Raw genomic sequence first — 24,593 nt, forward strand, 5'->3', positions numbered from 1 at the left:
AACCGGCATTTCGTGAGAAGCTATACAAGTAGTTTTGCAACCATTTCAAGGAGTTGGACGTTGGCCGAATTTGCACTGGGCGATCGTGGATCAGTAAATATCATCACTCATGATTTTTATGACGCTGAGATTCTGCAGGTCTTTGAAGAACTCCAAATGGATCGTGAACGTATCTGGAGCGGTCAGGCTCGTCTGGTCCCAGAGCCGGATAACCCCCGCTCCTCACGTTCGATTGCTGTCTACATTGACGACCTTAAAGTTGGCAGGCTCTCCCCCGAGGACGCTGCCGAGTATTGGAACCCCATTGCGCGTGTGGTTGCCAGCGGGTATGACGCGATGTCTTACCTTCAGCTAACCGCTGTTTTGCGTAAGAATGGGGGCGAACCCTTCATTGAGAGCCAAGGTATTCTCTCACTCAGCGCTCCGGGTTCTCTATTCCCGCTTAACCAGGCACCAGCTCAGGCTACCCTGCTACCTCAGGGGGCGTCCATGAAGGTTCTTGACGAGAAAGACCATTCGTCATATCTGCACACGATTCTGCCCTCCAACGGTGAAGGTCGAGTCATTTTGGCACTTGAAGCTAACCAAATTAAGCTTAACGACGGCACCGTCGTTGATTCTGTTGATGTTCTCCACGACCGCAAGGTCGTGGGTCGTCTCAGTACACAAATTTCTGAGCAGTTAGCCCCCGTTATCCGCTACGCATTTGAGAACAATAAACTCACCAGCGCATGGGGCACTATTCGCGGCAATTCCTTTGAAATCTCTCTGACAGTTCAAGCGGCACGCCCTTCTGAGCTTCCTCAGGAATGGTTTGATACTCTGCCCAATAATGTTCCGGAGCTTATTGCCGAGAGCGATCACTATGAGGTTCCTGCAGCCTACATTCCTTCCGAGGGTGAAACTCAGCAGGTTTCTACGCCCAAGAAACGTCGTGCCTTTGGCGGTTCAGCTGCATCTCCCGCTCCGGTATCAGCCGCAGATAACCCTGTAGAAACTTCTACAGCTTCAGCACCTGCTTTTTCTTCTCGACTGGCTGCACTGCTGGGCGTTTTTGGCGGTTTGATTCTCGCTGGCGGCATCGTCCTCATCTTTACCCGCCCCCTTCTGCTGGGTATTCTGGGCACTGTGTTGGGGGCTTCTCTTGTGCTCATGGGTCTGCACTTCGGTCGCTACTCAATTACCGACACTGATGCTGCTGAAAGCACTGTGACCGACTCATAGCCGGTTTGAGAGTTACCTGAGACTTAAAAAATAAAGAGTGCGCCCCACCGATAAAAGGTAGGGCGCACTCTTTAGTATTTTCTCGGCAATGAGAGTTTAGTCGGCGCCGTAGGTGGCTACGTAGTTCTCCATGGTGCCTGTGTTCAGGGCGTTGGAAAGAGCTGCGTTAGCGTTGAGGTCAACCACCACGATTGACTGCCCATCGTAAGACCAGCCGGTACCAGCATTCGGCAGAGTCATCATGCGCATACTGAAGTTGGGGTTGGTAAACATCGGGGATGCAATCTGGGTGATGGTCCCTGCATCCAAACCGTTATCGACGCGCATGTAAGGCGCAATGGATTCTATCGTTGATTTGAACTCAGTAGCGTTGCTCAAAATACCGCGAGACTTCAGAGAATTGAAGACTCCGCGCAGGAAAGCACGCTGGTTACGGACACGCTGGTAGTCACCGTCGAGGAACTGGTAACGCTGACGCACGTACACCAGGGCTTTGCCGCCGTCCATCTCGTTGGGACCAGCAGTGTAGGTGTAAGGGCCAGCGCTAAAGGGAATAGCGTTATTGACGGTGACGCCGCCGAGGGTATCTACCAGTTTCTTGAAACCAAAGAACTCGATTTCAGCAACGTGGTCAATGCGAACGTTGAGCAACTGCTCAATAGCACTTACCTGCAGGGCTACTCCACCGTAGTTGAGAGCAGCGTTAATCTTGGCTGCACCAAAACCGGGGATATTAACCCAGGTATCGCGCATAACTGAAATGACGTATGCACCCGATCCGTCCTCAGGAATGTGCAAAACCATAATGGTATCTGCACGAGCACCGGAAACACCTTCGCTGTTATTAGCACCGCGAGTGTCAGAACCCAGCAAAAGCACGTTAGTTGCAGCTGTATCAGCGGGTCGGCTCCAGTTACCATTTTCGATCGAGTCGGGAATACCGTTACCATTTCGATCAAGGTCAGAGGCAAGGGTCTTACCCTCGGAGTTCTCCAGAGTGTACTCAGTACCGGCAGGTGCCGCTACAAGGGAACCCTCAGGACCGTCGGCATCCTTAGGTGCCTTTTCCCCCGCTTCAACTGCCTTTTTGAAAGCCTCAAGGTCTTCTTCTGGCACGGTACCGTCTTCGTTCGGAAATGCCTGTTCTGTATCTTCAAATTTTTCGGTATTGGTGTCCCACGCGCGTCCCACGCTGTAGATATAACCGCCAATACCCATACCTGCCACCAGCAAAAGTGCAAGCAAAATCAGAAGGATTTTCTTACCTTTTTTCTTTTGAGGTGGGGTTTCTGCTTGCACTGACATGCACGCCCCCGTTCATAAATACTAAAAATCTTTCTTCTTAGACAGAAAGTAAAGATGGAATTTATTTAGATTCTACTGATTTATATATAAAAAGCACCCCGAAACTTACTGAAAAGTTCCGGGGTGTTTGAAATAACAGGGCTAGAAAGATTAAGCCTTGCTACCGAAGTTCTTGAAACGAGCGTTGAAACGCTCAACACGACCAGCGGCGTCCATGATGCGCTGCTTACCAGTGTAGAAGGGGTGTGAAGCTGATGAAATTTCAACTTCTACGAGGGGGTACTCGTTGCCGTCTTCCCACTTCTCAGTCTTTGATGAGGTCATGGTTGACCGGGTCAGGAACGCTTCGCCTGATGCCAAGTCGCGGAAAATGACGGGGTGGTAATCCGGGTGGATTTCAGCCTTCATATTGTTTACCTTCTTTACTTGCCTGGATTTTGCCAGACACGGTACATCTGTAATGGGATCCGATCTTCAAGGTAAAGATCTTATCGCTGCGTGAACAGCCAAGAACCCACTCTAGCATTAGACGGCTATCAAAAACTATTCTGAGCGGCAGTTATTTGCTGACAGTGATATAGCCTTAATCACCTCAGGTGCAGCACGATTGCCCTAGCGCGGACGTGTCTCCCAGAAAGCGACGGCGCTGGCGGCTGCGACGTTGAGTGAGTCCACTCCGTGGCTCATGGGAATCATGACGGTATGCTGAGTCTTCGCCAGGGTCTGGGGTGAAAGCCCGTGCCCTTCGGTTCCCAGAATGAGCGCTAGTTTTTCGTCGTGGCGTTCTGCTAGTTCGGTGAGGCTCAAAGAATCCTCTTCAAGTGCTAGAGCGGCGGTAGTGAACCCCAGCTCGTGCAGCTGGTCGAGTGCGTCCGGCCAGCTCTCCAGGCGTGCCCACGGTACCTGAAAGACAGTGCCCATTGAGACCTTGATAGAACGGCGGTAGAGGGGGTCAGCGCAGCGCGGGGTTACAAGAACCGCATCCACATCAAGTGCCGCTGCGGATCGAAAGATAGCGCCCACATTGGTGTGATCCACAATGTCTTCAAGAATTGCGATGCGGCGTGCATCTTTGAGTAACTCCCCCAGAGCCATTGGTTCGGGGCGTTGCATGGCGGCGAGCGCACCTCTGTGCAGGTGGTAGCCGGTGATGGTTTCGAGTTCTTCTTCGCTGCCGATGTAGGCGGGTGTGGTGGGGTATTGGGTGAGTAGGTCGTGCAGGTCGTCTGCCCATTTTTCGCTCATGAGGAAGGAGCGGGGTTGGTGTCCTGCAGCGAGTGCTCGGCGGATGACTTTGGAAGATTCTGCGATGTAGATGCCCCATTGGGTTTCTTGGGTGGAGCGTAGTTTGACGTCGGTGAGTGAGGTGTAGTGGCGGGTGTCAGTTTCTGGTGTCTGAGTGAGGGGGTGGGTGTTGGGTAGGGCGTGGATGCGTTGGGTGCGTTCTTGGAGTTGTGTGGGGGTGCGTTGTTTGGGTTTCATGGTTTCTCTTGCGGGGTGTATATGGGTTCAGGCGCGTTCTGTGGGTGAACGCGCCTGATGCGTGGGTGGTGGTGTGGGTTGGTTAGCGGGCGAAGGCGCTGTAGCGTCCTTTGTCGGTTTGGGTGAGGGTGAGGTCCATACCGTAGGTGGTGGCTAGGTTGGCTTCGGTGATGGTTTCTTCGATGGGGCCTGCTGCTACGATTTGTCCGTCTTTGAGGAGTAGTGCGTGGGTGAAGCCGGCGGGGACTTCTTCGAGGTGGTGGGTGACGAGGATGGTTGCCGGTGCGTAGGTGTCTTGTGCTAGTTCGGTGAGGCGTGCGACGAGGTCTTCGCGTCCGGCGATGTCCATGCCTGCGCCTGGTTCATCGAGAAGGAGTAGTTCGGGGTCGGTCATGAGGGCGCGGGCGATGAGGGTGCGTTTGCGTTCGCCTTCTGAGAGGGTGCCGAAGGGTCGGTCGGTGAGGTCTGTCATGCCCCAGGCTGAGAGGAGTTCTCGGGCTTGGGTTTCATCCATTGAGTCGTATTCTTCGTTCCAGCGTCCTTGCACGCCGTAGGCTGCGGTGACGACGGTGTTGAGGACGGTTTCGTCGCCGGGAATTTGGGTGGCGAGCGCGGCGGATGAGATGCCGATGCGGGGGCGTAGTTCGAAGACGTCGACGGCGCCGAGGATTTCGTCGAGGATGTCTACTTCGCCTCGGGTGGGGTGGAGGCGGGCTGCTGCGATGGAGAGGAGGGTTGATTTGCCTGCGCCGTTGGGGCCGAGGATTACCCAGCGTTCGTCGTCGTTGACGTTCCAGGTGATGTTTTTAAGGAGGTTTTTGGTGCCTCGGGTGACGGTGACGTTTGAGAGTGTGAGTACTGAGGTCATGGTTTTTAGTGTAGTGGTTTTTGGGGGTGGGTGGTGAATTTTTTGGGTGTGTGGTGGTGTGTGGTGGGTGGCACGTATTATGGGGGGTATGACGAATGTAAAGATTGTTGCTTTAAGTGTTGATGGTGCTGTGTGTGTTGCGGGCGAGGGTGATTTGTTTGCGGGTCTGAGCTCTATTGAGGGTTTGGAGATCGAGGCGGGGATCATGATAGATGTTCCTGCGAGTGAGTGTGAGGGTGAGGCCGCGGGGCCTGCTTATGCGGTGTATGTGGCTGAGGGTAAGTTTAGGGGTTCTTTGGCTGATCTTCGCGCGGCTGTTAATGTGCGTGAGGATGTTTTGTTGGAGGGCTTTGAGGTGAGCGTGGTTGATCCTGAGCTGAGTAATGATGAGAAGAAGTTGCTGGTGATGGATGTTGATTCGACGCTGATTTGTCAGGAGGTTATTGATGAGTTGGCGGGTCATGCTGGGCGTGCTGAGGCTGTTGCGTCGGTGACGGAGCAGGCGATGCGTGGTGAGATTGATTTTGAGCATTCGTTGCGGACGCGTGTGGGTGTTTTGGAGGGGTTGTCGGAGCATGTAGTGGATGAGGTTGCTGCGCGTATTGTGTTGACTCCTGGTGCGACTGCTTTGGTGGAGGCTTTCTTGGAGCGGGATTACCCGGTGGCTGTGGTCTCTGGTGGTTTTGTGCAGGTGCTTAAGCCGGTGGCTCAGCGTTTGAATCTTTCCTATGCGCGGGCGAATGTTCTTGAGATTGAGAACGGGGTGCTCACCGGTGGGCTCTTGGGCGATATCATTGATGGTCAGGCGAAGAAGGATGCTTTGCAGGAGTGGGCTAAGGAAGAGGGCGTCTCGAAGGATCAGGTTATTGCTGTGGGTGATGGCGCTAACGATATTTTGATGGTTGAGGCGGCTGCCTTGGGTATTGGGTTCAATTCTAAGAGCGCTTTGGCTGAGGTTGCGGATGCGCGTATTGAGATCCAGCGCTTGGACGCGGTGCGTCATTTTGTAGGCTTGTAGTAGAAATTCGTCCTATTCCCCCTGGGTGAAAAACTCTTTATTGGTTCCTCGCAGGTCAGCCCATACACACTCGATGAAGATATAAGCTCATGAGAGTAAACGTATATAAAAAGAGCTGGGGCTCACCTTTGTGTATCAAGGTGAGCCTCAGCTCTTGTTCTTTGAGTGCCGACAGGCGAGAGCCCATCACAAGTATGGGGTTTTAGTCAATGAAGCCCTTGGCACCGCCGACCAGTTCGATGTGACCGGTTTCGACCTCGGCGGTGACCATCTTTGCTACTTCGTGGGCGAATTCGTTGACGGTGTAGAGTTTGCCTGCTGCTTCGCGACGGGCATCGAGTGCGCCGGGGCGCAGGCGGTTAAGTAGGGTTGCGGTGACGGTGCCTTCGATCATGTCAGCTGAGACGACAACCAGTGAGATGCCTTTTTCGGTAAGGGCGGGGATTTCAGCGAACAGTGCTTCTTCGCCTGCCTTTTTGGATTCTGCCACGGGCTTGTACTCGGGCATGGTCTCCACCTTGTGGATGAAGTGTGCCTGGTGGCTGGTAACGAAGACGATGCGCCCGCCTTCGTTCATTTTTTCGGCCGCGGCGCGGGCGAAGTTCAGCTGCGCGTCGCGGTTCAGGCGCATGGCGTAGTCTTCGCCCATGTTGGTTTCCATGCCGCCGGAGGCGTTGAGGATCAGGTAGTCCAGTGAGCCGTAGGTATCGATAGCGGTGTCGATGAGGGTGGTTACGTCTTCAGTGTTGGTAACGTCCGCGCCGACGGCAATAGCTTTGCCACCTTTTTCTTCGATGGCTGCAACGACTTTGTTAGCGCGCGGTGCCTTGGAACGGTAGTTCACCACGATATTGGCGCCGGCTTCAGCCAGAATCTGGGCGGTCTCTGCGCCCACGCCGCGTGATGAGCCGGTGATGATGATGGTCTTATCAGTAAGTGACATAAAAATCCTTAGAAAGTATTACAGGGAAAGATGCGTTCAGGTGAGGGATTTAGTGACCCATGCCGAGGCCGCCGTCAACGGGAATAACAGCGCCTGAGATGTAGGTGGCTTCATCAGAGGATAGCCAACGAACGACCTGTGCGACTTCTTCGGGAGCTGCAAAGCGTTTGGCGGGAATTGAGTCGATGTACTGTTTCTTGAGATCGTCTGAGAGCACGTCGGTCATTTCAGTCTGAATAAAACCGGGTGCCACAACGTTGGCGGTGATGTTGCGTGAGCCCAGTTCGCGGGTGATAGAGCGAGCCATGCCCACCAGGGCTGCCTTGGACGATGAGTAGTTGACCTGACCTACGCCGCCATATAGACCCACCACTGATGAAATCAAGATGATGCGTCCGCGCTTGAGCTTGAGCATGCCCTTGGTGGCGCGCTTAACGACGCGGAAAGCACCGGTCAGATTGGTATCAAGCACCGAGGTGAAGTCTTCTTCGCTCATGCGCATTAACAGGGTGTCTTTGGTGATACCGGCGTTAGCTACCAGAACCTCAACAGGGCCGAATTCTGCCTCAACCTGCTTGAATGCCTCATCGATTGATGCCGCGTCGGTAACATCAGCTTTTACCGCAAAGAACTCTGCTGGGGGCTCACCCGAACGGTAGGTGATGGCAACGTTGTGGCCAGCCTTTTTAAACTCGGTGGCAATAGCGTAACCAATGCCGCGGTTGCCGCCGGTTACCAGAACAGTCTGAGCTGTAGTCATTGTGGTACACTCGTTTTCTCTCGCGCTGTGTGCGAGGGTGAGATCCAATATCTTTCGCTCAAGTTTACGCGCTTGGTGGGCTGTGTTTACTACACGGGGAGCCCCAAAACAGTAAGTTTTTAGAAATTTTTGCGGAAAAATTTCAAAAAAGCGGTTCCTAGTCGCCGCAAATACCTGTCATCACCGCGAAGAGCCGCCTTGAACCCTGGCTACGCATCGCGCTGTTTTTTCGCTGGAGATTCGATGCAAGGTTACGGTCGCTATCAGTACAGGTAGTAGTCTAGATACCAGCGTAATTTTTTAGTTTTACAGCGGTAAAGGGGCTCATGGCTACTCAAAAAATTTGGACTGAGAAGGAACTTGCCGACCTCGGTTTCATTGCACAAGAGCCGCAGGTGTACTCAATTACTGAGGCGAACACCAAGCACTCCGTAGATGTTGATCGCAGAGCACGCCAGTACGCCTTTCGAATGTTTTTGCGTATTGTCTGTATTGTTCTTGCCTGCATTGTCGATGGCTGGCTGAGGTGGGGTTTCATTGCGCTCGCAGCCATTCTACCGTGGGGTGCAGTCATGCTAGCTAACGGTAATGACAGGGCGCGTGGTGGCGGGGAATTCATGCAGCACCTCTCCCCCGAGCAGCAACTAGCACTTGCCGCTAGCCCCTCACCGCGGGCGGACGCGTCCGCTCAGTCAAGTGCAGAAGCTGATAGGACGCGCGGTGAAAGTTCGCAGAGCAGCGGCGCAGACGATGCTGAGCCGGTGGTAATTGATGGTGAGATTGTTACCGCAACTGATGGGGACTGATCGTGAATATTTTTGATAGTTTGCGTTTAGGTGCTGCCGAGGTGCCTGTGGCTAAGTGCTCGCGTAAGGGGTGCCAGTTATCGGCTCAGTGGCAGGTGGTGTGGAATAATCCGAAGATTCACGAGCCGTCGCGTCGTAAGGTGTGGTTGGCGTGCCAGGAGCATCGCAGGTATCTTGAGGATTTTTTGGCGTCACGCGGGTTTCACCGTGCGACAGAGCCTTTTGAGAGCGAGTTGAGCTCCTGATGGTTTCTATTTCTAAGGTTTGATGACCGTGTATCGTTTTTTGCTCTCGGGTAAGTGGGTGGGGGCTTTTGCCCTGTGTGTTGCGTTCTCGATTCTGTGTTTGTTTTTAGCGAATTGGCAGATGGAGCGTAAAGAAGAGGTCGATTACCGTAATCAGCTGATTGCCGATAATTTCAATGCTTCTCCGGTGAATCTTAGTGAGCATGAGGGTGCTTTTGATACTTTTGATGAGCAGTTGAAGTGGCAGCCTATAACTCTGCGTGGTGAGTATGTCAGCGATGAGCAGGTGTTAGCACGCAACCGTCCGTATCACGGGGTGAACGGGTTTGAGGTGCTGGTTCCGTTTGTGACGGTGCAGGGTGAGGCTGTGTTGATTTCGCGCGGTTGGGTGCCTGCTGGTTTTGGTGATGCGTTGGCTCCTGAGCAGGAGGTTGGCGCTCCCCCTGCCGGTGAGGTCACGATTGTGGCGAGGTACCACAACAGTGAGATGGATACCGGCAGGGGCGCACCCGAAGGGCAGATTGCTTCCATTTACCTGCCTGACCTTGCCAAGATGACAGGGGTGCCGGTGGGTGAAGCTGCCTACGGTCTATTGGTGAGTGAAGACCCTGCGGTGCCCAGTACCCCCATTGTCAAAGAGGCTCCGGAGCAAGATACCGGCCCCAATCTTTCTTACTCCATGCAGTGGTACGCTTTCGCTATTTTGATTTACGTGGTCTATGCCTGGTCTGCACGTCAAAAGGTGCGCAACGATGAGCTGGACGCTCAGTTGGCTGCTGAACTTGAGAAGTACTACGGGCAGTTCTACGACGAAGAGGGCAACTACGTTGGCGAAGAGGACGAGGATATCATCATCCGCAAAATGCAGATGGTTGATGATATGCCCTCACATCTGAAATCCATCATGCGCCCGGCTCCTGCCCGCAGTAAAAAACGTCGTACCGATGAAGATGAAGAGGACGCTTACCTCGATTCCCTGGGCATGTAGAGATTGCGCTGTCTTTAGGTTGCGTACTACCACAGCACAGTTCGAATATATATTCGAACTGTGCTATTTTTATACCCTAGCTTATTCACCACCCGCACCGAAAGCCCTAAGGAGCCACCACCATGATGGGATATTCCCACTCTGTCACTGCCGCCGGGGCATGGCTTCTCTTACACGAGCTAGGAATTACACCCACCCAGGACGCGAGCACCTTGGTTGTCACGACCCTAGCGTGCGCCGGGGCGGGCATGTTCCCCGACGCCGACCACAAAAAAGGAACCATCGCCCACTCCATCCCGCCGCTCACCAACATTGCTGTAGCGCTGATTGCTACAATCAGCGGCGGTCACCGCAAAGGCACTCACTCCATTCTTGGCGTTCTCGTCTTTTGGGCTATCGCCTACTTCGCACAAGAGCTTTCTTATCAGGGCATCCCCTGGATATCACTGATTCTTACCGGGTTCGCCGGAGGTCTTGCTCTGCGGGTCTTTGGTGCCCCCGGTGGATGGATTGGTGCTATCGGGCTGGGGTATCTTGCCTGGACCACGCAAAGCCTGTGGCTGATCCCCTGGGCAATTTTTACCGGGTGCATTGTTCATATTCTTGGCGATATGCTAACCACCCGCGGGGTCAACATCCTCTGGCCATTAGTCATCAAGCCCCCGGTGCCCACCAAAATATGGCGCAAAAGCGGCTACTTCGCCCTACCTGTTTTAGGAGATGCCGGTTCAGCACGAGAGAACATGATCACCTCAGCTGTTACCCTCTACATCCTCTGGTACGCCGGTGCTTTCTTCAGCATTTTTAGCAGCTACCCCCTAGAGTTCTCCTCCGCTCTCTTAGGTACTTAGCCCACCAACCACCCACAAAAGAAGAAGTTTTTTAAAAAGAGAAATCGCCGGTGTAGCAAGAGGAACTGCACCGGCGATTCAATTCTTAAGCAGTCACCCTAGGTAACCGGCTTATTTTTCAGAATCTTCTCTGATATCTTGACGCTCTTAGTTATCGTCGCCTTCTGACCAGAAAACATCAACCTCTACACCCTCAACCTGTGCTTGGCGTTCGCTGCGCTCACACTGTTCTGGGGGATTCTCCCGCCCCCCCAGACCCCCCAGTGTGCCCCGCGAAAGTCGCACGCTCGTCTTCGCACGGACTCCCTCGTACCTCGGTCGCCTTTGCTCTCGACAAGCTGCGCGCTTTGTTTCGCGGGGAAAATGAATCATTGAAACTTGGAAAGTGGTTAGTTGGGCTTAAGTTCTCGAAGTCTTGTTAAGTACACGCGCATGCGCTTGCGCGGTTTGGGTAGGGAGCAATGAAGAATAAGGGTCAGGCTCTCTCTTTAGGTTGAAAATGGGGCTAAAAAGCCATAGAAGGGGTCTTGTGGCGATTTTTACCTAAAAGTGAAGTAAAATTGCCCACCCAAGCTTTTTTAGAGCCTTAGACAGGCTTACAGCAGCTTTTGACGTTGCAGTAACTCGCACACGACCCCCGAAGCCACCGAGCAGCCCCCAGTGCGGGAGAGTAATTACCTGATTAAGTTAAATTCCTATCTGAGACATCCCCACCATGCTCTACTAGAAACCATGAGCTTCGAGAACGTCTTCACAGACCACTGGCTACCAGCCAAACCCCTGTGTGCCTGACCGATGCAGGACACCGCGCACCAGTGAACCTACTAGCACGCGTTAAACAAGGGCTCACAGACATTCTCGGCGGGGTTATCAGCTACGGCGGAAGAATTACCAAAAACCCCACCAACACGGCTCATATGCCCCTCTGGCGCAACACCGAAGCTCTTTACGGGCTCAAAAAGACCTCGCAAGGGCTCTAGGGAGACGTCGGAGCCCTCCCAGCCGCCTCACAGGAACGCTCAGATAAGCGTGAAAGATTGATAAAAGAGATTCTAGGAGAGCTTTAGTGTCTGCCCAAGCACAAAGAAAACGCACTAAAACCGCCCGTGAGATAGCTCAGAAATTAGAGATTTCTAAAAGCACTGCTGGACGATACACCCAAGAATACGAACGCCAACAACAAGTAGCGTATTGATTTGTTAGACCCTGCACGACAATCCATGCTGGGCCTTTCTCTGTTTATTTTCTCGCTGCATTCGAAATTTTTCCAGATGCGTAAACTATGGAAGTTCCGATGCCTGTCATAACGAGTCCAAAAATCACTCTATCTAAGGTTGGCTCTCTTGCAATAAGATAAGCTGAGATGCTGACTAAAAACAATAATGTGAAAATCACGCTTCCCATGAACTTATTACGCATAAAAACTACCTCCCTCATCTATTTTTTCAAGCAGGTTGCTTCACGATTTATATATATCCTTAACTTACCCTCATCAGGACATACTCCATGTGCAGTTGCAACCGCAATAACCATTGCAGCAATTCCAGCAGCAGCAATACACCCAACACCGGCACTTTCAACCGCAAGAGCAGCACAAATCACCCCGCCCAAAGTTCCTGCTAGTCCAGCAGCTGCTGCGCCCTGCTCAGCAGGATCTAGTTCGACATAAGGCATCCTATCGATTCCGACAGAGACAGCTGGGGCTACAAACGAAGAATCCAGTGGGATTATAGGGTTACCATCATTATCGTACGAAAATGTTATATCAATACCCTTTTCAAGGTGATATGTAACAACATCTCCAGTATCTAATTTCTTAATATCTCGCTCAGCTTGCCCAGCCTTAAGGCCTTCTGCAATAATTAGAAGATTTTTTCTAATCGACTCATTATCCTGCCCAACTATGCTAGATGCTGAGGTGGAATTACTAACTTGTAGGCCATTATGCCCATCTGCATATACAGGGGAATTTCCCAGCAAACTTAGAGCCAGCGCGCCAGCAACAAATCCTGCTGAAACTTTCTTTACGAGGAGCATTGTTCTTCCTTTCACCCCAGAGCATCTTCGCTCTAGTGATTGGCGTTACATCGATCCAATCATAATAAAGATAATCAGTCAACCTATTACATTACAAACTGATAACAAAACCCCTAAAATCCCTAATCAAGCACACATTAAAAAATCCGCAACACACCCACCGTCAGGGTGCTAGGCGTCAACACCAAACAACCCCACCGAACCCTGACGGAGCTACACCCAGCCCAACCACCAGCACTAAAGAACACCACAATCGAACAGCCGTTTGCACAGGTTTTCACGAGCCGGCGCCATGTTTTTAGATAGCCCTTCTTATTATGAATGACTCATAATACAGGTTCCTAAGTCATTCAATGCATGAGGTGTGACAGAAAAACGGCAGCGAAAGTCAGCGAGCTTGCGAACAGGAAACGTGAAACGCGCTGACGATTTTTAGTCCGAAAAACTTTTCGCGGTTGCGCACACAAGACCAGTGAGCCTGTGCAAAAAATCAGCGTGAACCTGTCAGGAACGAACGGGAGAGGGAGCAGCTGGATTTTTGCATAGGTGGATGCGTCGCCTGTAGCGCAACCGAAATCTGAGGTAGCTTCCTGAAGCGTCCCTTTAGACAGGGGAGGGCTTGCTCTTCGGGTACACCGACCCCACCGGCAGCAAAAAGCAGGAAGACCTACTGCACCAGTTTGAGGACGGTTAGAGCCTTACTAGGGCATGAGAAAGCCCCCAGCCAGCGCCGGGGCTTTCTGTGGTGTCTTTTTAGAGCAGTTTCCCTTGCGTGCCCTTGTTGGGCTTGATTTCTAGTCCCTTGAAGCCCTTAGCCTTGCCGCGAACATTACCCAGTTCGATTGCTGTGGCTTTGGGGGAGTGTTCGAGAGCAGTCTTTAGGGCTGTCTTGAACTTTTGCTTGAAAACGCGCATTTCCTCAGCCTGTGAGCCGAACTGCTGCCTGAGCTGTTCCCAACTGATCTTGACAGGCTTTTCTAGGCTGTTGTCCCTTAGCTCTAGCCAAAGCCAAAGGTCAAAGGCAAGAGGTGATTTAGTGCTGCTGGTTAGCTCACCCCAGCGTTCTAGGTCTATGGGCATTGTGTGGCGGTTTTCTTCGTCCAGACCCAGCACAAGCGCAGCAAAGTCCCGTGACAGCTCGATGAAGTTTTCACCGCCTCCCTCTCCCAAGTCCCCATCAGCTGAAAAGGTCAGCCGCTGCCTGATACCCACCCGGTAGCCCGCCTGTTCTACAGTGACAGACTCACTCGCTTTACTAACGGCGGTGTAATCCACGGTGAGGGCAGCAATGCGCCTAAGCTGCTCTAAGAGTTGGGCAGCATTCCGGGCGCTGTAGGGCAGCCCTACTTGCTTCATGAAGCCCCGCAGGGAGTCTTTTAGGCTAATGCGTGTCGAGCCAGTGCGCACAGCCTCGGTTGTCAAAAAAACCAAGGCGTGGCGAGCGTATGAGCCATAGGGCAGCACGTGCCCGCACGTGCCATCTGGGTAGATGATAGCCCCTGCCGAGTACCTCATTACGTCACGCCCGTTAGTGCGTTCCCAGATAGTTGCAGAGGTCTCTACGTAGGGCAGTGAGCCACTTATTAGCGGGGTAGGGTAGTAGACCTTGCGCTCTTTGTTCAGTTGGTAAGAGCGTCGTTTTTCGGTAGGGTTTTCCATAGAAAAGCTCATTCCTTTTCTGTTCATGGCCCCTCAGGTGCTCCAACACCTGAGGGGCTTTTTCTATACGTCCACACCAGCTTAACAGCTCGGGGGGGGGTATAACAGGGTGGGACGAACGGGTGCATACTTGTGGGACGAACGGGTGCATACTCAGAAACTCGTACACGAGCGTTTAGCCTAGTCAATCGGCTATTTTTAGCCAATTTTCCACGCCCTACAATAAGGGTTTAACAATAGGGGGTGCTCAATCGCCGTCCCCAAGCCCCCTGGCTATGGCGCTGCGCGCCGTGGGGTACATTGCGTATGAGCCAACCACGGATTTCATCCTTTCATCTCACAGTTCTCTCGCCCTCACCCGCGCGGTTACCCGCACCGACTTAAGAACAATAAGAACTGTTCACTGTGCCAACACCTCTTTGTGATGGCACCTATTCATCAGTGTTTCGTGAGTCTTTGCACTCAACACCGGCATCTTATCCAGGGCAAAACGCAAGCTTCAAGGGTTTGTGGGAAACCACAGAAGCCCAAGATGTGGGTTTTGTATACTTTTCAAGGGTAATACCATATTATTGTGAGGCTTATAACGAGTGAGTCTTTCATATTTCAAGACACACTGTGCGAAACCACATAAACACAAACGCGCGCAGCCCCCTTGGTAGGAAACTGCGCGCGTCCGCCCGATGAAAAACAGGAGGCATCATTCACCGACTAGGCGAGAGAAATAAGATCCTGGTATTCCTTGTTCCACAGATCCTCAACAGCATCAGGCAGCATCAGCACACGCTCGGGATTGAGAGCCTCAACAGCGCCCTCATCATGCGAAACCATCACAATAGCACCTTTATAACTTGCCAACGCATTTAGAATCTCTTCGCGCGATGCCGGGTCAAGGTTGTTGGTCGGCTCATCCAGCAACAAGACATTTGCCGATGAAGCCACCAGGGTCGCCAGCGACAAGCGGGTCTTCTCACCACCGGAAAGAACACCGGCGGGCTTATCAACATCATCACCCGAGAACAAGAAAGAACCGAGAATGGTGCGCACGCGCGTATCATCCAAATCAGGTGCCGCCGACTTCATATTCTCAAAGACAGTGCGGTCGTGATCCAAAATTTCGTGTTCCTGCGCAAAATAACCAACCTTCGCCCCGTGCCCGTAAGTCACCTCACCGGTATCAGGCTGAGTAGTCTTTGCCAGCATGCGCAGCAAGGTAGTTTTACCGGCACCATTAAGACCCAGCACCACCACCCGTGAACCGCGGTCAATTGCCAAATCAACGTTGGTGAAAATCTCCAGCGAACCGTAGGACTTCGAAAGATCCTGAGCAGTCAGCGGAGTCTTACCGCAGGGCGCAGGGTCAGGAAAGCGAATCGCAGCGACCTTATCAACGACCTGCTCTTCTTCAAGCCCTCGCATCAGTTTTTCAGCGCGCTTAATCATCTGCTGGGCAGCAGCAGCCTTCGTTGCCTTGGCTCGCATCTTCTCAGCCTGCTGCATCAAAGCTCCCGCCTTCTTCTCGGCGTTGGCACGCTCGCGCTTGCGACGGGCAGCGTCCTGCTCACGCTGGGTCAGGTAATTCTTCCAACCCATGTTGTAAATATCGATGACCGCGCGGTTGGCGTCCAGGTAGAAGACCTTGTTAACCACTAGCTCCATGAGCTCAACATCGTGACTAATCACCAGCAGCCCGCCCTGAAAATTCTTCAAAAATTCGCGCAGCCAGATGACAGAGTCAGCATCCAAGTGGTTAGTGGGCTCATCGAGCAGCATAATATCGGCATCAGAAAAGAGGATGCGCGCTAGTTCCACACGGCGACGCTGACCACCTGAAAGAGTGCGCAGGGGCTGATGCAAAAGACGCTCCGGCAAATCAAGATTTGAGGTAATAGTTGCTGCTTCAGATTCAGCAGCGTACCCACCACCGGCAATAAACTCAGCTTCCAGACGGTCATACTGACGCATTCCCTTAGCGTGCTCGGCAGGGTCTTCACTTGCCATCATCTCTTGGGCGCGGCGCATCCGACTCGCCACACCGTCCAGACCGCGAGCAGAGAAAATGCGGTCTTTCGCAAGCTGCTCCATATCTTCGACTTTAGGATCCTGCGGCAGGTAACCAATTTTGCCGCTGCGGGTTACATCGCCATCAGCAGGCAGGGTCTGCCCGGCGAGAACCTTGGTCATGGTTGTTTTTCCAGCGCCGTTTCTGCCCACCAAGCCAATCTTGTCGCCTTTGTCGATACGGAAGTTCACTTCATCCATCAGCAGGCGAGCGCCAGCGCGCAGTTCAAGGTTGGTGACTGTAATCAAGAGGGTATCCTTATCGAGACAAAGTGTGCGTGGCGGTGAGTTACGCGTTTTCCCTGTACGGAGCAGGGGCGCGGCTCAGCATTTTTAAGCTTTTTATAGTCTAACGGTTGGCGGGTGGGTTTGAGGCGGTGGAACAGGTCACCCTGCCCGTTTTGAACACTGTTCAAAAAGTGTTTATAGTGAGTGCATGAGTTCAACACATACCTCTGCCCGCCCCACTTCTGCGGGTACCTCTATTGCGCTTGTCGCTGTTTTTGCTGCCCTTATTGCCGCCTGTGCCCTTCTACCCGCGATTCCGATCGGACCGGTTGGTGTTCCCATCACCTTGCAGACCCTCGGCGTCTATATCGCGATGCTCGTTCTGGGTCCCCGGCGAGGTGCAGCAGCCTGCACCCTCTACCTGATAGCTGGCTTCATTGGTTTGCCGGTGTTTGCTCGTGGCGGCTCCGGCGTTGGTGTACTGGCAGGCCCCTCCGCCGGTTACCTGCTGAGCTATCCCGTAGCGGCGGCTGTCGCAGGCTTGGTGGGCTACATACTTATTCGCAAGTACCGCGCACATCTTGCAGGTTTCTTCGGACAGTTCGCGGCAACCTGTATCGCTTTACTCGTCATTACAGGAATGGGAATCGTTGGCATGATGGTCAACGCCCACCTCACCCTTGGGGCAGCATTCTCTGCCGCTATTATCTATATTCCCGGTGACCTTATCAAAGGCGTGTTGGCAGCGCTGGTTGCTGTTGCCGTTCACCGCGCATTCCCACAGCTTGCCGGCAAGTAACCTACAATCAGCACTATGCGTTTTTTTCGCACTCAGAAAACCCCGAAACCCGCCCCCACTTTTTGCCAGGGGGCGGGAATCGCCTTTAACGCCGCGTCCTTCACAGACACCCTGGGGCAGCACACTATTATTGAGGCTCTCTCACTAACCCTCACGGCACCCTCCACCGCTTTGCTGGGGCTCAATGGCAGTGGCAAATCTTCCGTTCTCAAACTCATTAACGGCATCAATACTGCCAGCAGTGGCTCTATCACAGTTGATGGTGTTGAGGTAGCGGGCAATGAAAGCGCAGTGCGCTCGCGGGTGGGCTTGCTGTTTTCTAATCCGCTGGCGCAGCTGCTGATGCCCACACCGGTTGAAGATTTAGAACTTTCCCTGCGCTCGGTCATCACCGATGCCGCCCAGCGCCGGACGCGCGCGCTGGAGCTGCTCGAAACACGCGGGTTGGGCGATCGCGCCCACTCCAGCGTCTACGACCTTTCAGGGGGCGAGCAGCAACTGGTTGCTCTTTCTGCCGTTTTAGCGGTGGAACCTGAGATTTTGTTGCTGGATGAGCCAACGACCCTGCTTGATCTTCGTAATCGGTTGCGCCTGTTTGAAGTTCTTGATTCCTTAAATCAGCAGCTGGTAATGAGTACCCACGATCTCGAACTTGCCGCTAGGTGCGATGAAGCTGTGGTGATTCATGAAGGCAGGCTCTGGTGTAAAGGGCCTACTGATGCTGTCATCGAGCAGTATCGCCTGTGGTGCACTCAGGGCTTCCCGGCAGAGCCGGTAGGTGAGCTGTGACCGGTCAGCAGCTCTTTGGCACTTACTGCCCCGGCACTACCCCGGTTCACAGGGCACCCCTGTGGACTAAAGGTCTTTTCTTGCTGACCTTGAGTCTGACGCTGGCGCTGACTCGCCAGTGGTGGATCAGCGCCGTTGCCCTCGTCATTGTTGTTGCTATCGGGGCAGCGGGAGGGGTTTCCATTAAATCTTGGTGGCATTCATTTGCTCCCCTGGGGTGGATTCTGGCGATTCTGATTATTTTTTACACCCTCACCAGAACGCTACCAACAGGTGCAGATGTCATCTTCACTCTTCTTGCCGTTGTTGCCGCATCACGCATCCTACTCACTACCACCGCCCTGCCGACCCTCATTGACGGTTTTCTGCATCTCATTTCGCCTCTGCGGCTGGTTGGCATTAAGACGGACAGGTTCGCCCTTGCTTTGGCGCTGATGATTCGCTCGATCCCGGTGCTCTTCAACGAGTACGAGCTGCTCAAGCAGGCGGCAGCAGCTCGCGGTGTCTCCCCTGCCCCGCACCGGTTGCTGATTCCCTGGGTGATTTCGGCTGTTGCTTACGCTCACCACACCGGGGACGCGCTCAGCGCCCGCGGGCTACCAGAAGACTAAACCTATCTAGCGATAGCAAAAACCCACCAGAGACGGTAGAGAATTCTACGATGATCGGTGGGTTTTTCGTATGTCGCGGTGCCAGGATTAGATCCTTGGGTGTCAGCTCGGTGCCAGCCCTGCGCTTACGCAGTATAACGCCTTCACATACCGGGTGAACGCCAGCCGGTGGCAAGCAGTTCGTACAGCACTTCAGGGTTCTCACTGTGCTGGGCAGCCCATGCCATACCCAAAGTTGCCAGATAGAGTTCACGCCCGGTTACCTCGGGACGCACCAGCCCAGCCCGCTGCACAGGTTCCAGCAGCGCATCCAACTGAGCAATCACGTCCTGACACTGCATATTGAGCGGTGAATTGTATTCTTCAACCGCCCGGCGCATGGGTTCGGTCAGCCCTTCGTAAGTAGCAAACCAGTCAGCGAGCGCGCGCAACCAAGCGGTCAGCGCCTGAAGTGACGCTGCTGGGTCGCTCGTGATTTCCGGAGTGATATCGGGGGCTTTGACTGTTTTTTCGTCAAGGACCGCGGCGATGAGAGTTTCACGGTTGGGGAAGTTGCGGTAGAGGGTTCCTACTCCTACCCCGGCGGCTTTAGCGATGGCGTCCATGGAGATGTTAACGCCGTCAGTTTCGAAGGATATGCGGGCTACGTCAAGAATTTTTTGGCGGTTTTTAACCGCATCAGCGCGGGGTTTTTTGGTGTTTTCTGTTGTTTTTAAGTTCATGGTCTCATTCTACACTTGAAAAGTGGAGAGCGCTTCCGTATAGTCCTTTTTATAAACGGAAATATTCTCCACTTAGAAAGGTTGAAGCATGACTATCACTTCACACAGCTCTCACAACTTACGCAAGACCTTCGGCATCTACCCCACCGGCATTGCCCTGACCGCAGGTCACCTTGACGGCACCCCGATAGGAATGCTCACTAACTCTTTCGCAACTGTTTCATTGGAACCACCCCTGGTAACCGTCAGCTTCGCCCACGCTTCCACCACCTGGCCGCAGCTACACAAGATACAGCGTTTGGGCATCAGCTTTCTGAGTGCTGATGATTATGACACTGCCCAGCTTTTGCGTCGCCCCACCGCTGAGCGCTTCGAGAATCTAGAGGTGCAGAAAAACAGTGATGGCTCACTCGTGCTCCCGGCAGCGGCAGCCCACCTCATCGTTGAGCTCAATCAGGCATTTGAAGCGGGCGATCACATCATGACCCTGTGGAAAGTTATCTCGCACAAACGCCAAGACGACGCGCGTCCGCTGGTTTTCCATGACGGTACACTGCACCAACTAGCTGCCTAACTCACCCTCACCCCTTAGATCTCTCAGAAGAAAAACACCCCGAAAGGTAAGAACAATGTCAGAGAAAAAAATGCTCATCGGTATGCAGATGGGTAACGGATACGGCTCCCAAGTTACCGCATGGAAGTTCCCCGGTGTTGACCCACTCAACTACGCCAATCTCGATGCACACGTACGTTACGCGCAAAAGGCGGAGCGCGGCAAGTTCCAGTTCATTTTCTTTCCCGATTCACAAAATGACACTCAGGCATCGAATGCTGAAGCGCCTCAGATGACTCTTGATCCACTCATTACCATTGCGTCAATGGCGCGTGAGACCAAGAACATTGGTTTTGCAACCACCGCCTCAACATCGTGGAATGCTCCCTACAACCTGGCGCGCCAACTCAAGACCCTGGATGTCATAAGCGGTGGCCGTATAGGCTGGAACGCCGTAACCGGCTCTGACCCGCGTGCTGCGGCTAACTTCGGTGAACAAATGCAATCCAGCGAAGATCGCTACGGTCGTGCCCACGAGTTCATTCAAATCACCCAGGCGCTCTGGGGTTCCTGGGATAAAGATGCCTGGGTAGCCGATGCCGAAAAGGGCATCTTTGCCGATAAATCCAAGATTCGCCCTATTAACCTCAGTGGCAAGTACTTAGCTTCTGCAGGTCCGCTGCCTATCCCGCCGTCCAAGCAGGGGCAGCCGGTGATTTTCCATGCTGGAGGCTCCCCCAATTCACTGACTATTACCGGTAATTACGCCAATGTGGTAATTGGTGCGACTTTCACTATTGAGGATTCCATCCGTCAGCGCAACGCTGTGCGCGCAGCCGCCGAACGCGCCGGACGCAACCCCGATGAGGTCAAGTTTATTGCCGGTGTTATGCCGACCGTTGCTGCTACCAAGCGTGAGGCGCTGGATCGTCGCGGTAGGTTCGTGGAACCTAATATTGGTCAGCGCGTGAGTTACTTGGGAATGATGCTCGGAACTGCCCTCACCCTTGATGATCTTGACCAGCCGCTCTCCCCCGAATTCCTGGCTAACGCGCGTCCGAACCCCGGTGACCCCCGCTCTGCCAAGGCACTAGAAATCGCCCGCAAAGGGTGGAGCGTGCGCGATATTCTTTACCACGGCGTCATTGATTTTCACCCCTCACCGGTGGGCACCGCCGAGGAGGTCGCCGATCACCTGACCGAGTGGTTTGAGGCAGGAGCCGCCGATGGTTTCTGGTTCTCACCCGATGCGTATGAGGACGGCATCGATGCGTTTGTGGATGGCGTGGTACCGATTTTGCAGGAACGCGGTCTCTTCCATGCCGACTACGAGGGCGAAACTCTGCGCGAGCACGTAGGAGCACCCGAGCAGTACGGTTTGGACGCGCGCATGGTTCAGCAGTAAGACACTGCATAAAGACCCGCACCTGTTGCACAACAGGTGCGGGTCTTTTTCTTACAGGACATCTAGAGGACGCCGGGGGTATCCGTGCAGCACGATGGATTCGGCGAGCTCTACACGGCCGGGGCGAGCGTTGAAGAGGGCATCTTCTTCATTACCGCAACCAAAAGCAATGCCGAAGAGGAGCTTATAGCCAGGCTCCACACCCAGAGCCTTGCGGGTAGTACCTGCAAAGAGGGAGACTGCAGCCTGAGGAATGCCATGGTAGCTGTGAGCCGCCAGTGAGAGCAGAAAGTTCTGCGCATACATACCCAAATCGGCAGCTTCTCGCTCAGTGCCTTCCATTTCGGGCATGAAGAGAAAGGCTACGTGCGGTGCACCGTAGAAACACAGGTTATCTCGCACGATTTCTGTGCGACCTTCATGATCTTCGCGGGTAATCTTGCGTGCCCCGTAGGTGATTTTTGCTAGTTCTTGCGAACGCTTGACATAGCGTTCTGACCCATAACCGGAGGGGAGGTCCTCATCATAGCCCCGTTCAGAGAAAAACCAAGGCACGACGCGTATCAAGCGCGCTCAGACCCAACCCCTCCACCCTCGTCTTTGCCTGCTCGGGCGATACTAGATAAGACTGCATGTGCTGTACCTCTTTTATAGACGGTGCTAAGAATACGGTTTACGGTAGATTGTATGCATTACGCCCCCCTTGAAGTCAGCAGGTTATCCGGCGGGCTGGCACGAAATTTTCGCCACCATGAATCATGTCCTGCCCTAGCCTTACCCTGTTAAGGACTATAAGCACTTCATGTATTACCCTGATTCTTCCGGCAGTACCCTCACTTTTAGCCAGACCGATGAGGATTGTAGTGATGATAACCTCATTATTATTGGTCCCGCAGAAAACCTTGTGAGTACCCTGCTACAGGGCAAAATTGTGAGCGCTGAGCTTATTAAATTGGTGCGCCGGGCACCCTACTCAACTTTGCCCAACCAAACGCATCAGCCAGCCAATCGCGTGTACCCTAAAACTATGATTTACCAGCTCCCCCTCTTTTCTTTCGGAACCCTGCTCGATCCGGCAGTGCAGCAGTACGTCTTCGGTAGCACACTCACTCACAGCCGGGGTTCCCTTGCCAACATGCACTTCACAGAGGTACCTATCAATGACCCTGCCGTTATTGCAGCAAGCGGACTTGCCGTACACCGCGGACTTGCCAGCCACCTGGGAAGTAGCATCGACGGTGGACTTCTTGCACTTAGCTCCGAACAGCTAACCCAAGCAGACGCCTATGAGGTCAGTGCTTATGCCCGCCGCCGCGTCCTCACCACTGACGGCAACCAAGCCTGGGCCTACCTGAACGCTCGACCCCTCGCATCTGCCGAACGCATTGGCATCATTGGTGACGGCATTGCCTACGGTCGTTCCGACGCGCGGGGAGGCTGGGCGCAGCTATTGCATTCAACTCACCTTGCCCGCAACGAAGACCGCCACCGTCTCTGGAACTTTGCTATTCCCGGCCAGAAACTCAGCAATCTCGCCGACTACGCACCGGCTGAACTTGCTCGGCGCTCTATTGATACCGTAATCATCGGCGCAGGAATCAACGACCTCATCGCAGGCACTTCATCTGCTGCTCTGCTCCAAGAAGTTGAAAATCTCTGCACCATTCTTGAAGTCGAAGGACGCCGTCCCGTCGTCCTCACACCCCTATGGTTGAATACGGAACAGGCTGCCCAAGACTTTGGCGTTTCTGTCAGCCTTTCCACGGTGCTTGATTACCGCAACCTGCTATTGACCTGGGGAACACGTACCTACCGTGACGTTATCGACCTCTACCCCGTACTTGAGGAATTGCCCGAGTATTTGATAGACGGCATTCACCCCGATGCAGGCGGTCACGAGCTTATCTATCAGGCCTTATCTACCGGCTAAAGCTAATTTCACAAAAAACGCGAGGGGTCAGTTATCGTTCAATAGTCCCTAAGATGATGAACGATAGCTGACCCCTCGCGGTGTCTCTAGCGATGGACTAGATGTTGAAGCCCAGCGCGCGCATCTGGTCGCGGCCGTCTTCGGTAATGCGCTCGGGGCCCCACGGCGGCATCCAGACCCAGTTCACGTGCCACTCGTCAATCATGGTTTCCAGGTTCTGTGCGACCTGTTCCTCGATGACGTCCTGCAGGGGGCAGGCGGCGGTGGTTAGGGTCATGTCTAGAATCAGAGCGTTGTCATCATTCCAGCGCATGCCGTAGAGAAGACCCAGATCAACGATGTTGACGCCCAGTTCGGGGTCAATCACGTTCATCAGCGCTTCTTCGATTTCTTCCTGCGACGGACGCCCGCCAGCAGGTGCTTCGGTAGTCTCAGTCATGAGCTATCTCTACTTTCCGATGTAAGAGACGTAACCCTCTTCTTCAAGGCGGTCAGCCAGCTCGGGGCCGCCCTGATCTACCATCTTGCCGTCGACGAATACGTGAACGAATTCGGGCTTGATGTAGCGAAGAATGCGAGTGTAGTGGGTAATCAGCAGTACCCCCATGTCGTTGTTGTCGTGCGCGCGGTTAACACCCTCTGACACAACCTTCAGCGCGTCTACGTCAAGACCTGAGTCGGTCTCATCGAGAATACCGAACTTGGGCTTGAGCAGTTCGAGCTGCAGAATTTCGTGGCGCTTCTTCTCGCCACCTGAGAAGCCTTCGTTCACATTACGTGAGACGAAGTCGGGGTCGATCTTCAAATCAGCCATCGCTGCTTTGACGTCCTTGGTCCAGGTACGCAGAGCGGGTGCTTCACCGTCAATAGCGGTCTTTGCTGAACGCAGGAAGTTCGACATGGTAACGCCGGGGATTTCCACGGGGTACTGCATCGCCAGGAACAGGCCAGCGCGAGCGCGCTCGTCCACGCTCATTTCGGTGACGTCTTCACCGTCGAGCAGAATCTCGCCGGAGTCTACAACGTACTTGGGGTGGCCAGCGATGGTTGATGCCAAGGTTGATTTACCTGAGCCGTTAGGGCCCATGATGGCGTGGATTTCGCCGGAGTTGATGGTGAGGTTTACACCTTTGAGAATCGGCTTGGTGTTTTCATCATCGAGGATCACTGAAACGTGAAGGTCCTTGATTTCAAGAGTTGACATATCTGATGCCTTCCTAAAGTCTGTTGCGCTGCCCCTTGCTCTGAAGGGGAGCTAAAAAGTTGGGTGCGGCAGGTAGGTACCCGACGCGAGGGAGTGAGTGCTCAG

General features: G+C 53.6%; 26 protein-coding genes. 13 read left to right on the forward strand and 13 right to left on the reverse strand.

The annotated features are described in order from the left end of the window. The first annotated feature begins 60 nt into the window (after nt 1–60). On the forward strand, nt 61–1,224 hold the full coding sequence (locus JR346_RS05575; RefSeq protein ID WP_205481906.1) for a hypothetical protein: 1,164 nt from the start codon (nt 61–63) through the stop codon (nt 1,222–1,224). Nucleotides 1,225–1,320: 96 nt separating this feature from the next. Here the strand turns inward: JR346_RS05575 and JR346_RS05580 are convergent, their stop codons facing one another. The 4 genes from JR346_RS05580 to JR346_RS05595 form a co-directional block, all read right to left on the reverse strand. Further along, nucleotides 1,321–2,529, reverse strand: coding sequence for an LCP family protein (locus JR346_RS05580; protein ID WP_204875972.1), 1,209 nt, complete (start codon nt 2,527–2,529; stop codon nt 1,321–1,323). A gap of 150 nt (nt 2,530–2,679) precedes the next feature. Further along, entirely contained in the window at nt 2,680–2,937 is a 258-nt protein-coding gene (locus JR346_RS05585; protein WP_204875981.1) for a type B 50S ribosomal protein L31, read from the reverse strand. Between the two features lie 204 nt (nt 2,938–3,141). Next, nucleotides 3,142–4,011, reverse strand: coding sequence for an RNA methyltransferase (locus JR346_RS05590; RefSeq protein WP_205481907.1), 870 nt, complete (start codon nt 4,009–4,011; stop codon nt 3,142–3,144). A gap of 82 nt (nt 4,012–4,093) precedes the next feature. Beyond that, nucleotides 4,094–4,879, reverse strand: a complete 786-nt coding sequence (locus tag JR346_RS05595; RefSeq protein WP_204875986.1) for an ABC transporter ATP-binding protein — start codon at nt 4,877–4,879, stop codon at nt 4,094–4,096. An 88-nt stretch (nt 4,880–4,967) separates the two neighbouring features. On the opposite strand from JR346_RS05595, the gene serB reads away from it, so the two are divergent. Next, nucleotides 4,968–5,897 carry a phosphoserine phosphatase SerB gene (gene serB / locus JR346_RS05600; protein ID WP_205481908.1) on the forward strand — a complete coding sequence of 310 codons (930 nt, stop codon included), beginning with the start codon at nt 4,968–4,970 and terminating at the stop codon, nt 5,895–5,897. Between the two features lie 202 nt (nt 5,898–6,099). Here the strand turns inward: serB and JR346_RS05605 are convergent, their stop codons facing one another. After that, nucleotides 6,100–6,840, reverse strand: coding sequence for an SDR family oxidoreductase (locus JR346_RS05605; protein ID WP_205481909.1), 741 nt, complete (start codon nt 6,838–6,840; stop codon nt 6,100–6,102). Nucleotides 6,841–6,889: 49 nt separating this feature from the next. Beyond that, nucleotides 6,890–7,600, reverse strand: a complete 711-nt coding sequence (locus JR346_RS05610; protein WP_205481910.1) for a beta-ketoacyl-ACP reductase — start codon at nt 7,598–7,600, stop codon at nt 6,890–6,892. Nucleotides 7,601–7,926: 326 nt separating this feature from the next. Here JR346_RS05610 and JR346_RS05615 point away from each other — a divergent pair, with 326 nt between their 5' ends. From JR346_RS05615 to JR346_RS10620, 5 genes are all read left to right on the forward strand, one after another. Next, a complete protein-coding gene (locus JR346_RS05615) occupies nt 7,927–8,406 on the forward strand; it encodes a DUF3099 domain-containing protein (protein ID WP_204875993.1) in 480 nt (159 codons plus the stop codon). 2 nt (nt 8,407–8,408) lie between these two features. Further along, the gene (locus tag JR346_RS05620; RefSeq protein WP_204875994.1) at nt 8,409–8,651 is read left to right on the forward strand and encodes a hypothetical protein; all 243 of its coding nucleotides are present in this window, start codon (nt 8,409–8,411) and stop codon (nt 8,649–8,651) included. Nucleotides 8,652–8,673: 22 nt separating this feature from the next. Continuing rightward, the gene (locus JR346_RS05625) at nt 8,674–9,639 is read left to right on the forward strand and encodes an SURF1 family protein (protein ID WP_205481911.1); all 966 of its coding nucleotides are present in this window, start codon (nt 8,674–8,676) and stop codon (nt 9,637–9,639) included. 122 nt (nt 9,640–9,761) lie between these two features. Next, a complete protein-coding gene (locus JR346_RS05630) occupies nt 9,762–10,490 on the forward strand; it encodes a metal-dependent hydrolase (protein ID WP_204875996.1) in 729 nt (242 codons plus the stop codon). A gap of 782 nt (nt 10,491–11,272) precedes the next feature. Next, complete coding sequence (locus JR346_RS10620; protein WP_205481912.1) at nt 11,273–11,470, forward strand: replication initiation protein; 198 nt, start codon at nt 11,273–11,275, stop codon at nt 11,468–11,470. 457 nt (nt 11,471–11,927) lie between these two features. Here JR346_RS10620 and JR346_RS05640 read toward each other — a convergent pair whose 3' ends face one another. The 3 genes from JR346_RS05640 to abc-f form a co-directional block, all read right to left on the reverse strand. Beyond that, complete coding sequence (locus JR346_RS05640) at nt 11,928–12,527, reverse strand: hypothetical protein (protein WP_205481913.1); 600 nt, start codon at nt 12,525–12,527, stop codon at nt 11,928–11,930. 753 nt (nt 12,528–13,280) lie between these two features. After that, nucleotides 13,281–14,186, reverse strand: coding sequence for a replication protein RepA (locus JR346_RS05645; RefSeq protein ID WP_205481914.1), 906 nt, complete (start codon nt 14,184–14,186; stop codon nt 13,281–13,283). 711 nt (nt 14,187–14,897) lie between these two features. After that, nucleotides 14,898–16,496: a ribosomal protection-like ABC-F family protein gene (gene abc-f, locus JR346_RS05650; protein ID WP_204876000.1), complete on the reverse strand. Its 1,599-nt coding sequence runs from the start codon at nt 16,494–16,496 to the stop codon at nt 14,898–14,900. Between the two features lie 187 nt (nt 16,497–16,683). Between abc-f and JR346_RS05655 the strand changes: the two genes are divergently transcribed. From JR346_RS05655 to JR346_RS05665, 3 genes are read left to right on the forward strand one after another with little or no spacing between them, the layout of a single operon-like run. Further along, nucleotides 16,684–17,274: a biotin transporter BioY gene (locus JR346_RS05655; protein WP_205481915.1), complete on the forward strand. Its 591-nt coding sequence runs from the start codon at nt 16,684–16,686 to the stop codon at nt 17,272–17,274. 15 nt (nt 17,275–17,289) lie between these two features. Beyond that, complete coding sequence (locus JR346_RS05660; protein ID WP_205481916.1) at nt 17,290–18,063, forward strand: energy-coupling factor ABC transporter ATP-binding protein; 774 nt, start codon at nt 17,290–17,292, stop codon at nt 18,061–18,063. Next, the gene (locus JR346_RS05665; RefSeq protein WP_205481917.1) at nt 18,060–18,674 is read left to right on the forward strand and encodes an energy-coupling factor transporter transmembrane protein EcfT; all 615 of its coding nucleotides are present in this window, start codon (nt 18,060–18,062) and stop codon (nt 18,672–18,674) included. The genes JR346_RS05660 and JR346_RS05665 overlap by 4 nt, the downstream gene beginning before the upstream one ends. Before the next feature lie 143 nt (nt 18,675–18,817). Here JR346_RS05665 and JR346_RS05670 read toward each other — a convergent pair whose 3' ends face one another. Further along, complete coding sequence (locus JR346_RS05670) at nt 18,818–19,396, reverse strand: TetR/AcrR family transcriptional regulator (RefSeq protein ID WP_204876007.1); 579 nt, start codon at nt 19,394–19,396, stop codon at nt 18,818–18,820. Between the two features lie 88 nt (nt 19,397–19,484). On the opposite strand from JR346_RS05670, the gene JR346_RS05675 reads away from it, so the two are divergent. Together JR346_RS05675 and JR346_RS05680 are read left to right on the forward strand one after the other, a co-directional pair. Further along, nucleotides 19,485–19,970 (forward strand): flavin reductase family protein, encoded by a 486-nt coding sequence (locus JR346_RS05675; RefSeq protein ID WP_205481918.1) that lies wholly within the window; start codon nt 19,485–19,487, stop codon nt 19,968–19,970. A 55-nt stretch (nt 19,971–20,025) separates the two neighbouring features. Further along, complete coding sequence (locus JR346_RS05680; RefSeq protein WP_204876018.1) at nt 20,026–21,354, forward strand: NtaA/DmoA family FMN-dependent monooxygenase; 1,329 nt, start codon at nt 20,026–20,028, stop codon at nt 21,352–21,354. A gap of 51 nt (nt 21,355–21,405) precedes the next feature. On the opposite strand, the gene JR346_RS05685 is transcribed toward JR346_RS05680, so the two are convergent. Beyond that, the gene (locus JR346_RS05685) at nt 21,406–21,909 is read right to left on the reverse strand and encodes a nitroreductase family protein (protein WP_204876020.1); all 504 of its coding nucleotides are present in this window, start codon (nt 21,907–21,909) and stop codon (nt 21,406–21,408) included. Nucleotides 21,910–22,156: 247 nt separating this feature from the next. Between JR346_RS05685 and JR346_RS05690 the strand changes: the two genes are divergently transcribed. Then, a complete protein-coding gene (locus JR346_RS05690) occupies nt 22,157–23,284 on the forward strand; it encodes an SGNH/GDSL hydrolase family protein (protein WP_205481919.1) in 1,128 nt (375 codons plus the stop codon). 97 nt (nt 23,285–23,381) lie between these two features. On the opposite strand, the gene JR346_RS05695 is transcribed toward JR346_RS05690, so the two are convergent. Both JR346_RS05695 and sufC read right to left on the reverse strand, forming a co-directional pair. Next, the gene (locus JR346_RS05695; RefSeq protein ID WP_204876024.1) at nt 23,382–23,723 is read right to left on the reverse strand and encodes a metal-sulfur cluster assembly factor; all 342 of its coding nucleotides are present in this window, start codon (nt 23,721–23,723) and stop codon (nt 23,382–23,384) included. Between the two features lie 9 nt (nt 23,724–23,732). Then, nucleotides 23,733–24,488, reverse strand: coding sequence for a Fe-S cluster assembly ATPase SufC (gene sufC / locus JR346_RS05700; RefSeq protein WP_204876027.1), 756 nt, complete (start codon nt 24,486–24,488; stop codon nt 23,733–23,735). Nucleotides 24,489–24,593: the final 105 nt, after the last annotated feature.

Origin of the sequence: Rothia sp. ZJ932 (genome assembly GCF_016924835.1) — a bacterium.
Taxonomy (GTDB): domain Bacteria; phylum Actinomycetota; class Actinomycetes; order Actinomycetales; family Micrococcaceae; genus Rothia.